This is a genomic window from Pseudomonas sp. BJa5 (assembly GCF_030272875.2).
Classification (GTDB): Bacteria; Pseudomonadota; Gammaproteobacteria; order Pseudomonadales; family Pseudomonadaceae; genus Aquipseudomonas.
Genome location: NZ_JALRNG020000004.1, coordinates 104,948 through 118,641 on the forward strand (window position 1 = coordinate 104,948; position 13,694 = coordinate 118,641).

14 protein-coding genes are annotated in these 13,694 nt (G+C 62.3%); 9 read left to right on the forward strand and 5 right to left on the reverse strand.

Going from position 1 to position 13,694, the window contains the following annotated elements; all coding sequences use genetic code 11:
• Window positions 1–76 precede the first annotated feature (76 nt).
• The 3 genes from sutA to glnK all read right to left on the reverse strand — a co-directional run bounded on the left by sutA (window position 77) and on the right by glnK (window position 2,588).
• Window positions 77–400, reverse strand: a complete 324-nt coding sequence (sutA, locus tag M2D63_RS03595; protein WP_285861430.1) for a transcriptional regulator SutA — start codon at window positions 398–400, stop codon at window positions 77–79.
• Between the two features lie 475 nt (window positions 401–875).
• Complete coding sequence (locus tag M2D63_RS03600; protein ID WP_285861431.1) at window positions 876–2,207, reverse strand: ammonium transporter; 1,332 nt, start codon at window positions 2,205–2,207, stop codon at window positions 876–878.
• Window positions 2,208–2,249: 42 nt separating this feature from the next.
• A complete protein-coding gene (glnK, locus tag M2D63_RS03605; RefSeq protein WP_002555808.1) occupies window positions 2,250–2,588 on the reverse strand; it encodes a P-II family nitrogen regulator in 339 nt (112 codons plus the stop codon).
• A 407-nt stretch (window positions 2,589–2,995) separates the two neighbouring features.
• On the opposite strand from glnK, the gene M2D63_RS03610 reads away from it, so the two are divergent.
• The 8 genes from M2D63_RS03610 to M2D63_RS03645 all read left to right on the forward strand — a co-directional run bounded on the left by M2D63_RS03610 (window position 2,996) and on the right by M2D63_RS03645 (window position 9,723).
• A complete protein-coding gene (locus M2D63_RS03610; protein ID WP_285861432.1) occupies window positions 2,996–3,259 on the forward strand; it encodes an accessory factor UbiK family protein in 264 nt (87 codons plus the stop codon).
• A 39-nt stretch (window positions 3,260–3,298) separates the two neighbouring features.
• Window positions 3,299–3,727: a molybdopterin-binding protein gene (locus M2D63_RS03615; protein ID WP_285861433.1), complete on the forward strand. Its 429-nt coding sequence runs from the start codon at window positions 3,299–3,301 to the stop codon at window positions 3,725–3,727.
• Window positions 3,728–3,913: 186 nt separating this feature from the next.
• Window positions 3,914–5,410, forward strand: coding sequence for a YifB family Mg chelatase-like AAA ATPase (locus M2D63_RS03620; RefSeq protein ID WP_285861434.1), 1,497 nt, complete (start codon window positions 3,914–3,916; stop codon window positions 5,408–5,410).
• A gap of 175 nt (window positions 5,411–5,585) precedes the next feature.
• Window positions 5,586–6,365 (forward strand): winged helix-turn-helix domain-containing protein, encoded by a 780-nt coding sequence (locus tag M2D63_RS03625; protein WP_285861435.1) that lies wholly within the window; start codon window positions 5,586–5,588, stop codon window positions 6,363–6,365.
• On the forward strand, window positions 6,365–6,841 hold the full coding sequence (locus M2D63_RS03630) for a hypothetical protein (protein WP_285861436.1): 477 nt from the start codon (window positions 6,365–6,367) through the stop codon (window positions 6,839–6,841). The genes M2D63_RS03625 and M2D63_RS03630 overlap by 1 nt, the downstream gene beginning before the upstream one ends.
• A gap of 115 nt (window positions 6,842–6,956) precedes the next feature.
• Window positions 6,957–7,640: a DUF3313 family protein gene (locus M2D63_RS03635; protein WP_285861437.1), complete on the forward strand. Its 684-nt coding sequence runs from the start codon at window positions 6,957–6,959 to the stop codon at window positions 7,638–7,640.
• Window positions 7,641–7,682: 42 nt separating this feature from the next.
• Complete coding sequence (locus M2D63_RS03640; protein ID WP_285861438.1) at window positions 7,683–8,183, forward strand: porin family protein; 501 nt, start codon at window positions 7,683–7,685, stop codon at window positions 8,181–8,183.
• Between the two features lie 109 nt (window positions 8,184–8,292).
• Window positions 8,293–9,723, forward strand: coding sequence for a mechanosensitive ion channel family protein (locus M2D63_RS03645; protein WP_285861439.1), 1,431 nt, complete (start codon window positions 8,293–8,295; stop codon window positions 9,721–9,723).
• Window positions 9,724–9,726: 3 nt separating this feature from the next.
• Here the strand turns inward: M2D63_RS03645 and M2D63_RS03650 are convergent, their stop codons facing one another.
• Both M2D63_RS03650 and M2D63_RS03655 read right to left on the reverse strand, forming a co-directional pair.
• Window positions 9,727–11,013, reverse strand: coding sequence for an FAD-binding oxidoreductase (locus tag M2D63_RS03650; RefSeq protein WP_285861440.1), 1,287 nt, complete (start codon window positions 11,011–11,013; stop codon window positions 9,727–9,729).
• A gap of 109 nt (window positions 11,014–11,122) precedes the next feature.
• Window positions 11,123–12,613 (reverse strand): aldehyde dehydrogenase family protein, encoded by a 1,491-nt coding sequence (locus M2D63_RS03655; RefSeq protein WP_285861441.1) that lies wholly within the window; start codon window positions 12,611–12,613, stop codon window positions 11,123–11,125.
• 135 nt (window positions 12,614–12,748) lie between these two features.
• Here M2D63_RS03655 and gcvA point away from each other — a divergent pair, with 135 nt between their 5' ends.
• The gene (gene gcvA / locus M2D63_RS03660; protein WP_285861442.1) at window positions 12,749–13,660 is read left to right on the forward strand and encodes a transcriptional regulator GcvA; all 912 of its coding nucleotides are present in this window, start codon (window positions 12,749–12,751) and stop codon (window positions 13,658–13,660) included.
• The last annotated feature ends 34 nt before the right edge of the window (window positions 13,661–13,694 follow it).

Sequence of the window (13,694 nt, forward strand, 5' to 3'; positions counted from 1 at the left end):
GCGGGGCAAGCCCGCTCCTACAGATGCCCACAAAAAAGCCCGCAGCGACGGCGGGCTTTCTTGTTGGCGGAACCACTCAGATAGGGCGGCTACCGTACTTGTTGTCCGGCTTCTTGGGCGGATCGGCGACCACGTTGGCCTCCACTTCCTGCACCTTGCCACCACGGGCGAGGAATTCTTCCATCGCCTTGGCCAGCGCATCACGCTCTTTCTGCTTGGCTTCCATGCTCGGCATCTCGTCTACCGAGACCGCCGCCTTGGACTTGCCCTTGGCTACCGGCGCAGGACTGTCGTCACCGCTATCGTCCGCTACGTCGTCAGCCGCAGCTTCAAGGCCTTCATCGCCTTCGTCTTCGTCGCCTACTTCGAGGTCGTCATTTTCCAGATCGTCGTCGCTCATGTTCTACCTCATGACTTGCGAAAAGCAGATTAGTTATAGACCAGCGGCGCCGGGAATCGACAGCCACCGGAAAAATTCAAAGGGTCGCGGGTTTGCCGCCACCTCAAGCGTGCGCCACAACGGAGGGCGAGCGCCGCGCAAGCCCCGCTCTTGGCAGGGCCTGACGAAATTAAAGAGCTACCGACAACGGGGCGTCGGCCTGCCCTGGCGTGATCAGCCTGCTCATTGGCAAGCCTAGCAAAGGGCAGCGAAGTTTGCGGACAGCTTGTCAGCTCCCTTCGGCGCGCATTCTAGCGTGCTCAGAGAAAAAGCAAAGTGCCTAAGTCTCTCTGTGACCTGTAAGTTTTATGCCTACCGGGAGTGCACCGGAAAAGCAATGGTGAAAGCGCCGGATGAAACCGTTTGCGTTGGCTGAAATCGACAACAGGCAGGCAAAAAAATGCCCGGCAAGCCGGGCAAGTTTTTTTCGAGGGCGTTACAGGTTATAGCCGCGCTCGTTGTGTTGCGCCAGGTCGAGACCGACCGACTCTTCTTCTTCGTTGACCCGCAGGCCCATGACCAGGTCCAGTACCTTGAGGATCACGTAGGTGGCGATCGCGGTGTAGATCACGGTAAAGCCGACGCCCTTGGCCTGCACCCAGACTTGCGCGCCGATGTCCTCGACAGTACCGAAGCCGCCCAGGGCAGGCGCTGCGAATACGCCGGTGAGGATCGCGCCAACGATACCGCCGATACCGTGCACGCCGAAGGCGTCCAGGGAGTCGTCGTAGCCCATCTTGCGCTTGAGGCTGGTGGCGCAGAAGTAGCAGATCACGCCAGCCACCAGACCGATCACCAGCGCGCCCATCGGGCCGACGGTGCCGGCCGCCGGGGTAATGGCGACCAGGCCCGCCACCACGCCCGAGGCGATGCCCAGGGCACTTGGCTTACCGTGGGTCAGCCACTCGGCGAACATCCAGCCCAGGGCGGCGGCAGCGGTGGCGATCTGGGTCACCAGCATGGCCATGCCGGCGGTGCCGTTCGCGGCGGCGGCGGAGCCGGCGTTGAAGCCGAACCAGCCGATCCACAGCATGGCCGCGCCCATCAGGGTGTAGCCCAGGTTGTGCGGGGCCATCGGCGTGGTCGGGAAGCCCTTGCGCTTGCCCAGCACCAGGCAGGCCACCAGGCCGGCGATACCGGCGTTGATGTGCACCACGGTGCCGCCGGCGAAGTCGAGTACGCCCCAGTCCCACATCAAGCCGCCGTTGCCGCTCCAGACCATGTGGGCAATCGGTGCATAGACCAGGGTGAACCAGATGGCCATGAAGATCAGCATGGCCGAGAACTTCATGCGCTCGGCGAAGGCACCGACGATCAGCGCCGGGGTGATGATCGCAAAGGTCATCTGGAAGGTGATGAACACCGCTTCAGGGAACAGCGCCGCCGAAGAGGTCAGGCTCGCCGGGGTCACGCCGGCGAGGAACGCCTTGGACAGACCGCCAACGAAGGAATTGAAGTTGACCACGCCTTGTTCCATACCGGTGGTATCGAACGCCAGGCTGTAGCCGTAGACCACCCACAGGACGCTGATCAGGCCGGTGATCGCAAAGCATTGCATCATGACTGACAGCACGTTCTTGGAACGCACCATGCCGCCGTAGAACAAGGCCAGACCGGGGATGGTCATGAACAGCACCAGGGCTGTGGCGGTCAACATCCAGGCGGTGTCGCCGGAGTTGAGTACGGGGGCAGCCTCCTCTGCCAGGGCCAGGCCGGGCATTCCGAGGGACAAAAGGGCTCCTAGCCCTGCGAAACGACGCAGAGTCATGTTGTTTTCTCCTGGGGCTTTGGGGTTTGGTGAGGCTTTTTGTTAGATCGCGTCGGTATCGGTTTCGCCGGTACGGATGCGGATCGCCTGCTCCAGATTGACCACGAAAATCTTGCCGTCACCAATCTTGCCGGTGTTGGCTGCCTTGGTGATCGCTTCGATGACCCGGTCCAGATCCTTGTCGTCGATGGCGACGTCGATCTTCACCTTGGGCAGGAAATCGACCACATATTCAGCGCCGCGATACAGCTCGGTGTGGCCTTTCTGGCGACCGAAGCCTTTGACCTCAGTAACAGTAATGCCCTGCACGCCGATTTCGGACAGCGACTCGCGCACGTCGTCCAGCTTGAACGGCTTGATGATGGCAGTGACTAGCTTCATGTAACTCTCTCCCGAATTGGTGGACTTGCCCCAGGAAAACAAACCCGACTCAAGTCTAAGCGCAGCGCCTGGCTTTGTAACGCATCGTCGACCTCATATCCCCCGGTCGACGCCAGAAACCGCTCCTGACGAAACAGCGTGATGCTCCGCCTGCACCCTGCTCCGTCACGGTGACTGCATCAGTGCATGGGTCATGAAGGTCTTTGCAGAAACCTTGCCAGATCCGCTAAATCGTCCAATAACAGGGACTTGCGATTACGCCCGGTGTTTGGCCAGTCGCCAGCACCGTTTCGGCGCACAACAACGGTGCGCGACCTTTCACCGCCCTGCGCGAAAAGCGTGCACCGCAAGGGTGGCAAAACTGCGTGCTACACTGGCCCCCCATTGAACACAGCGGATTGCCGAACATGCTCGCGCCCAAAGCCTTTCTCGATGCCCTGAGCGACCAGGCCTCGCGCCTGTTCAGCGGCGACACGTCACAGCCTCGCAGCGAACTCGAAAGCCAGTTCAAGGCCCTGCTGCAAAGCGGCTTCAGCAAACTGGAACTGGTCAGCCGGGAAGAATTCGACAGCCAGATGGTGGTGCTCGCCCGCACCCGCGCCCGCCTTGAAGCGCTGGAAGCCAAGGTGGCCGAGATGGAAGCCCGCCTGAATCCACAAGCTGCGGAGTAGTCCCGCAGCCCTCACGCCACAACCAGCAGGGGTCTCGCGATGAAAGTCAGTGCACGCAATGTATTCAAAGGTACTGTCAGCCATGTGCAGGCAGGCGCAGTGAATGCCGAAGTCACCCTGAAGCTTCCGGGTGGCGAGCAACTGGTTGCCGTGGTCACCATGGCCAGCCTGCAGAGCCTGGGCATTGCCGTGGGCAAGGAAGCGGTCGCCCTGGTCAAGGCACCCTGGGTGGTGCTGATGACCGATGCCGGCGGTTACCGGTTCTCGGCGCGCAACTGCCTTGAGGGCAAGGTCGTGCGGGTGAGCGATGGGGCGGTCAACGCCGAGGTGGTGGTGCAACTGGCGGGTGGGACCGAAGTGTTCTCCATCGTTACCCGCGAGGCTGTGAATGAGCTGGGGCTCAAGCCTGGCGTGGCGGCTACCGCCGTGATCAAGGCTTCGCACATCATTCTCGGCGTCGCCAGCTGAACACGATTCCCCTGTGGGAGCGGGCTTGCCCCGCGATAGCGTTTCTTCAGTTGCATCGCTTCGCGGGGCAAGCCCGCTCCTACCGCCTGGTAACAAGCCGACTCACTCTTCCCCGCCCTCACCCTTCCCGCCCCACTATCCTTGCAAAGCCGCAGGACGCGGCTTTGCATCGATCATGGAGCGTTCATGTCCCTCGCCCTAGTCCACAGTCGCGCCCAGCTGGGTGTGTCGGCGCCTGCCGTCAGCGTAGAAGCCCACCTGGCCAATGGCCTGCCAGCCCTGACCCTGGTCGGCTTGCCCGAGGCCACGGTCAAGGAAAGCAAGGACCGGGTGCGCAGCGCGATCCTCAACTCGGGCCTGGAGTTTCCGGCCCGGCGCATCACCCTCAACCTCGCGCCGGCAGACCTGCCCAAGGACGGCGGACGTTTCGACCTGGCCATTGCCCTGGGGATTCTCGCCGCCAACGGGCAGTTTCCGGCCAAGGCACTGGACGAGGTGGAGTGCCTGGGCGAGCTGGCCTTGTCGGGTGCGCTGCGCCCGGTGCAAGGCGTTTTGCCGGCGGCGCTGGCAGCACGGGAGGCCGGGCGGGCGCTGGTGGTGCCACGGGAGAACGCCGAAGAAGCCTGCCTGGCCTCGGGGCTGGCGGTGTTCGCGGTGGAACATTTGCTGGATCTGATCGCGCATTTCAGCGGCCAGGCCCCCATCAGTCCCTATGCCGCCAACGGCTTGTTGTTGCACAGCCGCCCCTACCCTGACCTCAACGAAGTCCAGGGCCAACAGGCGGCCAAGCGCGCCTTGCTGGTGGCCGCGGCCGGCGCGCACAACCTGCTGTTCAGCGGCCCGCCCGGCACCGGCAAGACCCTGCTCGCCAGCCGCCTGCCCGGGCTGCTGCCACCGCTGGATGAGCGCGAGGCCCTGGAAGTGGCGGCTATCCAGTCAGTCGCCAGCCATGTGCCGCTCAACAGTTGGCCACAGCGCCCCTTCAGGCACCCTCACCATTCCGCCTCCGGTGCCGCGCTGGTGGGAGGTGGCAGCCGGCCGCAGCCAGGGGAAATCACCCTCGCCCATCATGGTGTGTTGTTTTTGGATGAACTGCCGGAGTTCGAACGACGGGTGCTGGAGGTGTTGCGCGAGCCCCTGGAGTCCGGCGAGATCGTCATCGCCAGGGCGCGGGACAAGATCCGTTTCCCGGCCCGCTTCCAGTTGGTCGCCGCCATGAATCCCTGCCCCTGCGGCTACCTGGGGGACCCCACGGGACGCTGCCGCTGCAGCAGCGAGCAGATCCAGCGCTACCGCAACAAACTCTCCGGCCCGTTGCTCGACCGTATCGACCTGCACCTGACCGTCGCCCGCGAAGCGACCGCCTTGGCGCCAAGCGGCAGCAACGGCGAAAGCAGCGCCAGCATCGCCACCCAGGTCGCCGTCGCCCGCGATACCCAGCAAAAACGCCAGGGCTGCGCTAATGCCTTCCTCGACCTGCCGGGCCTGCGTCAGCACTGCGGGTTATCCACAACCGACCAGCACTGGCTGGAAAGTGCCTGCGAGCGCCTTACCCTGTCGCTGCGCGCCGCACACCGGCTGTTGAAGGTGGCCCGCACCCTGGCCGACCTCGAACACGCCGAACGAATTGACCGGACCCACCTTGCCGAAGCACTACAGTACCGCCCGACCACTACAACCTGAAGTGCAACTAGCCAGCAAATATTTCAACTAGTAGTGCATATATTTCAACATTGAAATATATGCTGGCAATTATTCTATTAATACTCACGCACAACAACAAGCACCGCCCGTCAACTTGCTTCATTGTCGCCGAACACTATAATAGCCGGGCATTCCACAACGCGCGTAATGTTTGATGCTCTATCATTTTCGACTCAAAAACAGCGCCCTTGTAGAGTTTAATTCCGAGCACTGCAAGATCATCATCACCGATACACAAGGCTCGCCGGAGGAGATTACCCTGGCGCGCGCGGATTCACGGGCCCTGGAACTTCTATTGATGGACCCGGGGGCGATCTGCTCTCGCGAGGACATACTGGCGTACGCCTGGGAAGGCCGGGTCGTCTCGGCAGGCAGCCTGAACCAGTCCATCTTCATGCTCAGGAACCTGCTCGGCGACAGCAAAGATCACGAAATCCTGATCACCGTCCCGCGACGGGGCTATCGCTTCAACAGCGACTACCTGCTATCTGCCCCGGAAGTCGCGCAAACACCTCAGGAACAAGCGCCTGCGTCCGTACAACCGCCCGTGGTCCAGGCTGCCAGCAAGCAAGGCATCGGCACCCTGGTCCGGCTCGGCTACCTGCTGGCGGTCGTGTGCTCGCTGCTGTCGCTATGGCGGCTGTACAGCTGGTATGCGCCAACCAATGATTTGCACATTGCCACGATCCGACAAGGCGAGCTGTCGATTTCAGCAGTAGGCAAAAGCGAGCATGACGTGAAAACACTCAAGTCTGATTTATTAACGCTCGGCCTATCCGAACAAAATCTCAATGGTCAGGTTTTTATCAGCAGAACCGGCACACGCATCAACTTGTCCTGTATCAGGCAAACAGGCGGCGCTTACAACGTTGAATTCCAGTTTGATGATGAGCGCATCATCGGCATGCTCAAAAAGTGCATGGGTGGTGAATGATGAACACTAATCGAACCCTGTGCATTCACTGGGCAATTATCGCGTCGATTTTACTGGCTTGCCTGGCAATCTTCTCTATCACGCTTCCCCGCCCCTACATCAATAGCCAGCCCTATCGATCCGAGGCGAATCACTACATGGGCCACGACATCATGGTCGCCAAGGAAGGTCTGACCATCAGCGAGCCCAGCGCTGTCATCAGTCTGCTTGAGCGCATGGGGGACAGCGAACGGCACGCCGCCGTGGGTATATCACTGGTCGACACCTCACGCTGGCAAATGAAAGTGAAGGTCGAAGACATTCAGGCCAGCACCCGTGAAGAGCTCTTTGATGTCAGCCATAACGCGGAATTGCTGTTTTCTCGCCAGTACTTCAGGTTGGGCTCGATCCTGACCCTGGCCGTCATCCCGACCGACACGGATGCGCTGTGCTATTACCTGCTTGAGCTCGATCGCTTGCGCTGCATGAACCCTTGAGCCCCGCCAGCGCCACGCAGCGGGGCATAAATAACGATTTTTGATTCCTGTTTTCCTCGCTCGCAGCCCAGAGTGGCGCCGCGCCGCTCGCAAGGTGACGACCTCAGGAATTTTCATGCCTCTTAAAAAGCTTTCCGTTCTTTTGCTCTCGATGAGCCTCTTCGGTTGTTCGATGGCCCCCAGCATCGACACGGCGATCACGCCCGAAGTGCAACCCAGCGCACAGCTCCACATCATTGAACATGATGACGGCGCTATTGCCTGGAAAAAGTCCTCCACGCCCTTGTCGAAAGACCATGGCAAGGTGGTGATGATCAACTTGCCGAAAACCTTTTCATTCGACAGTAACGATCCTCGACTTGCCAACTTTTCAGACGATGCAAACAAACTGCGCTTGCACTTTCGCAACGAGTTGAAAAAACAACTGACCACAGCCGGTTATCGCCTGGTCGACAAGCCTGTTAAAGGGGCGCTGACGCTGCAAGTTTCGATTACCGATATCGAACGCGCGCCCCGTGATCCCAACGTCACGGAATACATCCCCATCGGCATGCTGGTCGGCCTGTCCCTGCATGCAACCGGCGTGCGCGACGAAACCCCGTACCTGTTCTTCAAGAGCACTGTCAGCGACAGCTTGAGCGGTGAAACCCTCATCCGTGCCGTGGACCGGACCAGCGGCAAGAACATCGACCAGGACAAGGGCCCCGCCGTCGAGGACATCTACCCCGCCCTGGATACCGTGGCGCGACTGATTCGCGAACGCCTGGACAGGGAATTCCAGCCCAAGGGTGCGGCCTGACCCGGCCATCCCCCGACTAAATCAAATGACAATGGAAGAAAAATGAAACTTGCAAAGCAGTTTGTAGCGGCTCTCGTTGTATGCAGCTCCTTCAGCGCCATGGCAGATGATCGCGGCCTGTACCTGGGCGGTGGTTTGACCCGGGTGGAAATCGACGACCATCAGATCAGCGATGACGACAACGCCTACAAGGCTTTCGTCGGCTACCGGCTGAACCCTTACCTGGCCGTGGAAGGTGCCTGGGTAGACCTGGGTAACTTCGACAGCAAGTACGGCAACTTCGAGGGTCACTCGCTGCAGGCCACTGCCCACTTCGGTGTACCGGTCGGCAAGCGTGTGCGCCTGTTTGCCAGCGCCGGTGTCCACGCCTGGGATGCCGACCGGGATATCGCCGGCGACAGCAGCGACCTGGACCTGACCTACGGCCTGGGTGTCGAGGTGGACGTCTTCCGCAACATCGGCGTGCGCCTGGAGCAGGAAGTGCTGCAGGTCGGCGACATCGACCTGGACCAGACCAGCGCCAGCGTCTACGTGATGTTCTGATCGTCCTCGCGGCTCACGCCACGCTCGTGAGCCGCTCCCCTCTGCAAGCCAGTAGTAATTACCGCCAACCTGCTCTTTACTAGCAACAGCCCATTGTTGCGAGTCCGGCATGTTCGCGTTCTTCGAGAATTACCCGCTGCTGATCGGCATCTCGCTGATCATCATCGATATCACCCTCTGGCAACTGATCCCGGTCCACCGTCGCCCCTGGCGCATCGTCACCCGGACGCTGGCATTCGCCCTGTTCACCTGGGTGCTGATCAATGCCGGAATCAGCCCGCTGCAACCGGCCCCCTGGGTCGATGACGTGCCGCGCAACCTGCTGGCGACCGCGCTGGGCATTGGCTGGTGGCTATTCGGTGCGCGCACCATGACCATCCTCATCGGCGTGATCCTCGGCGCACGCAACGGCCATACCGGGCGGTTGCTGCAGGACGTGCTGGGGGCGTTGATCTTCCTGGTCGCCATGGTGGCCGCAGCCGCCTATGTCCTGCAGCTACCGGTCAAGGGGCTGCTGGCCACCTCCGGGGTCATGGCCATCGTCATCGGCCTGGCCCTGCAAAGCACCCTGAGCGATGTATTTTCCGGCATCGTCCTCAACACCACCCGGCCCTATCAACTCGGCGACTCGATCAGCATCGACGGCACCGAAGGCAAGGTGATCGAGATCGACTGGCGCGCCACCCGGCTGCTGACCAGCAACGGCAGCATGGCGGTGATTCCCAACTCGGTGGCGGCCAAGGCCAAGCTGCTCAATTTCAGCCAGCCGAACGATGTACATGGCGTCTCCATCACTGTGGTGGTGCCGGCCAAAGTGCGCCCGCGCCGGGTATTCGACGCCCTGGAAAAAACCCTGCAGGGCACCCGAGTGCTGCTGGCCAACCCGGCCCCCAAGGTGACCATCAAGAGCTCGACCCTCGAATCGGTCGAGTATGAGGCCAGTGGTTTCGTCAGCGCCATGGGCCAGAAGGCCGAGGTACGCAACCACATGTTCGACCTCGCCCACCGCCACCTGGAGGCGGCAGGCGTGGTCTGGAACAGCGACACCCTGCCGCCCCAGGCCTGGAGCCGGCAACGCGCACTGCTGGAGGATGTGCGGATCTTCCGCTCGCTGAGCAACGAGGAAAAAGACAACCTCAGCCAGCGCATGACGGCCGTGGAATACCTGGTCGACCAGGTGATCCTGGGCGTGGGCGACAGTTCGGACTATCTGCTGGTGATCGGCACCGGCGTGGTGTCAGCCAACATTCGCGATGGCGACAAGCTGATCGAGGCCGGACGCATGGGCCCCGCCGAGATCCTCGGTCTGGAAGGCCTGTTGGAAGCCGACGATTCCAGCGCCGAGTTCCGCACCTTGACCAGTTGCATCCTCTACCGCATCGACAAGGCCCAAGTGCGCAGCTGCCTGGAACAGCGCGGCGAGGTCAAGACCGCGCTGATCAAGCTGCAACGTATCCGCCAGCAAACCCGGCAGTCGCTGCTGGAGCAAAAACCGGCAGCCATCAAGAAAGGCGGCTTTCTCAGCTGGCTGCACAAGTAACGCTTACAGCACCACGCGCAAGCACTGCCCGGCGTGATACAGCGAGAACCCGGTTTCGTAGAAGCCGGTGCGCAGCGCCGGGGCCGACACCGGTTTCATCGCCGAGAACGGAATCGGCAAGGCATCCGGGTTGTCCTGCAGCAGGAACTGGGCAAAGGCCTTGCCAATCACCGTGCCGGTGGTGTTGCCGCGACCGTTGTAGCCGGTCACGGCCACCAGCCCCGGGGCCGGCTCGAACAGGCGCATCAGGTGATCGGGGGTGAAGTCGATGCAGCCGGTCCAGTGCATTTCCCACTCGACCTTGCCCAGTTGCGGGAAGTAGTGGTTCTGGATGCGGTCGGCCCAACTGCGGATGAACCAGCTCGGCTTGTTGTCGACCCGACCCAAGCTGCCGAGCAGCAGGCGGCCCTCGTCATCGCGGCGAATGCTGCTGAGTACCGTGCGCGTGTCCCAGGAGCCTTGGCCGTGCTTGAGCACGTTGTCGGCAGCCGTGCCGTGCAACGGTGTCGAGGCGACCTGGTAGTAGTAACCGCGGAAGAAATGTTTCTGCAGGGTGGTCCAGTCGCCTTCGGTGTAGGCGCCGGTGGAGATCACCACCTTCTCGGCGCTGACCGAGCCCTTGGCGGTCTTCACCCGCCAGCCACGGCCTTCACGTTCCAGCCCTTGGACAGCCGATTGCTGGAAGATCTGCCCGCCCAGGCGCGCAACGGCGGCGGCCAGGCCCTGGGTGTAGGCCATGGGGTTGATGGTGCCGGCGCGGCGGTCGAGCAGCGCGGCGGAAATCTTGTCGGTACCGCAGTATTCCTCGCAGCGCGCACCGGTGAGCAGTTCGACATCGGCGCCGCGACGGCTCCACTGCTGGTGACGGGCTTCGAGGTCGGCCACGCCCGTGGCGTTGTGGGCCATGTGCAGGGTGCCGGTGTTGTGAGCCTGGCACTCGATACCCAGGCGCTTGATGGTGGCGAACACTTCGGCCGGCGCTTCGCCCAGCACCTTGTTCAGGCGGCTGCCCTGTTGCTGGCCAAGGGTGGCCTCGACGTCGTCGGGACGAATCCAGGTGCCGGCGTTGACCAGGCCGACGTTACGGCCGGAGCCGCCATGACCGATCTTCCAGGCTTCCAGCAGGATGACCGACTTGCCCTGCTCCAGCAGGTGCAGCGCGGCGCTCAGGCCGGTGATGCCGCCGCCGATGACGCAGACGTCGGCCTTGAGTTCGGTGGCCAGCGTTTGCACCGGAGTGGCGAGCCTGGTGACGTGTTCCCACAGACATTGTTGACGCAGCTCTGGCATGGCTGGCTTCCTTCATTGTTCTTGTTCGGTGGTGGGCCCAATCGCGGGGCAAGCCCGCTCCTACGGGCTGTAGGAGCGGGCTTGCCCCGCGATGACTTCGACGCGCGTATCAGTCGAACACAATCCCCTGGGCCAGCGGCAGCTCACGGGAGTAGTTAACCGTGTTGGTCTGCCGGCGCATATAGGCCTTCCAGGAATCGGAACCCGACTCGCGACCACCTCCGGTCTCCTTCTCGCCACCGAAGGCGCCACCGATCTCCGCACCACTGGTGCCGATGTTGACGTTGGCGATGCCGCAGTCGCTGCCCGAGGCGCTCTGGAAGCGCTCGGCCTCACGCAGGTCGGTGGTGAAGATGCACGAGGACAGGCCTTGTGGCACTTCGTTGTTCAGGCGCAGGGCTTCTTCGAAGTCGTCGTAGGCCAGCACATAGAGGATCGGGGCGAAGGTCTCGTGACGCACCACCGCGCTCTGGGCCGGCATTTCGACGATGGACGGGGCCACGTAGTAGGCGTTCGGGTACTGATCCTGCAGTTGGCGCTCGCCACCGAACACCTGGCCGCCTTCGTCGCGGGCACGGGCCAGGGCATCCTGCATGGCGTTGAACGACAGCTTGTCGATCAGCGGGCCGACCAGGTTTTCCTTGCGTGGGTCGCCAATACGTACCTTGGCGTAGGCAGCCTTGACCCGGGCCACCACCTCGTCCTTGATCGAACGGTGCACGATCAGGCGGCGCAGGGTGGTGCAACGCTGGCCGGCGGTGCCGACGGCGCTGAACAGGATGCCGCGCACGGCCAGGTCCAGGTCGGCGCTCGGCGCCAGGATCATGGCGTTGTTGCCACCCAGTTCGAGGATGCTGCGGCCAAAGCGGGCGGCCACACGCGGACCGACTTCACGGCCCATGCGGGTGCTGCCGGTAGCGCTGACCAGCGGTACACGCGGGTCATCGACCAGGGCTTCGCCGGCGTCACGGTCACCGATGATCAGCTGGCTCAGGCCTTCTGGCGCGTCACCGAAGGCTTTCAGGGCCTTTTCGAACAGGGCCTGGCACGCCAGGGCGGTGAGCGGGGTCTTCTCCGACGGTTTCCACACCACGGCATTGCCGCAGACCAGGGCCAGCGAGGTGTTCCAGGCCCAGACCGCAACCGGGAAGTTGAAGGCGCTGATCACCCCGACCACACCCAGCGGGTGCCAGGTTTCACGCATGTGGTGGCCCGGACGCTCGGAGGCGATGGTCAGACCGTACAGCTGGCGCGACAGGCCGACGGCGAAGTCGCAGATGTCGATCATTTCCTGCACTTCGCCCAGGCCTTCCTGGGTGATCTTGCCGGCTTCGATGGAGACCAGTTCGCCCAGCTCGGCCTTGTATTCGCGCAGTACTTCGCCGAACAGGCGAATCAACTCACCGCGACGGGGGGCCGGAACATTGCGCCAGGCCTGGAATGCCTGCTCGGCCTTGTCGATCTTGGCTACGACCTGGGCTTTGCTTTCCAGGTGCACCGAGGCAATCGCGCTGCCATCGATCGGGGTGTGAACGGGATGGTTGCCCTGGGTGTAGGCACTGGCCGGGACACCGAGGCGGTCAAGCAGTCCATCAACCATTTTCTTCTCCTGCATGCGATGAGTGGTTGAATTAGTGATCGGGATCAGTATTAATCCGATCACTCTGGCGCAACAAACGACCTTTATTCTGCATATCATTCCGCCAGGTAATGATCCACCTGTTCAGAGACCGCTATGTCCAAACGTCTGGTGCCCTCGATGGCCGCCCTGCAGTGTTTCGAGGCCGCCGCCCGGCACCTGAGCTTCACCCGCGCCGCCGAGGAACTGCACCTGACCCAGAGTGCGGTGAGCAAGCAGGTCGCGCAGCTGGAGGAGATGCTTCGCCATCACCTGTTCCTGCGCATCCGCCGTCGCCTGCAACTGACACCAGCAGGCGCCCTGTACCTGGCCGAGGTCAACAAGATTCTCACCCAGGTCGACATGTCCAGCCGCTACATCCTTTCCTATGGCCAGCAGACCGAAGTACTGAAGGTCGCCACCCAACCGAGTTTCGGCGTGCGCTGGCTGATTCCGCACCTCAAGGGCTTCGGCAAGCGCCACCCGAACATCCACCTGGACATCCGCAACGAAATGGAGCCCTTCGCCCTGTTGCAGGGCAAGGCCGACGTGGTGTTCTTCTTCGGCCAGGGCACCTGGCCGGGGGCTACCTGTGTCGAGCTGTTCGGCGAGGAGGTACTGCCCGTCTGCGCGCCAGAGCTGTTGCAGGGCCGTACCCTCAAGGACGCCAGCGAGCTGTCCGAGCTGGTGCTGCTGCAAAGCACCTCGCGTCCCGAAGCCTGGCACGAATGGTTTCTCGAACAGGGCCTGCATTCGGCCCACAGCTACCACGGGCCACGCTTCGACACCTTCTATATGAGCCTGAGCGCCGCCCAGGCCGGTTGCGGCGTGGCCCTGGTGCCGCGCTACCTGGTGGCCCAGGAACTGGCCGAAGGCAAGTTGATCGTGCCCTGGCAGCACAGCATGCGCAGCAACGGCGCGCATTTCCTGGCATTTGCCGAACATGCGGCGGAAGTCCCCAAGGTGCGCGCCCTGGTCGACTGGATCGCGGCGGAACTGGCGCCCGCAGATCAAGAAATAACGGAATGACTGATCGACTTTTTTTCGCTTGCGGGAGCGCTGC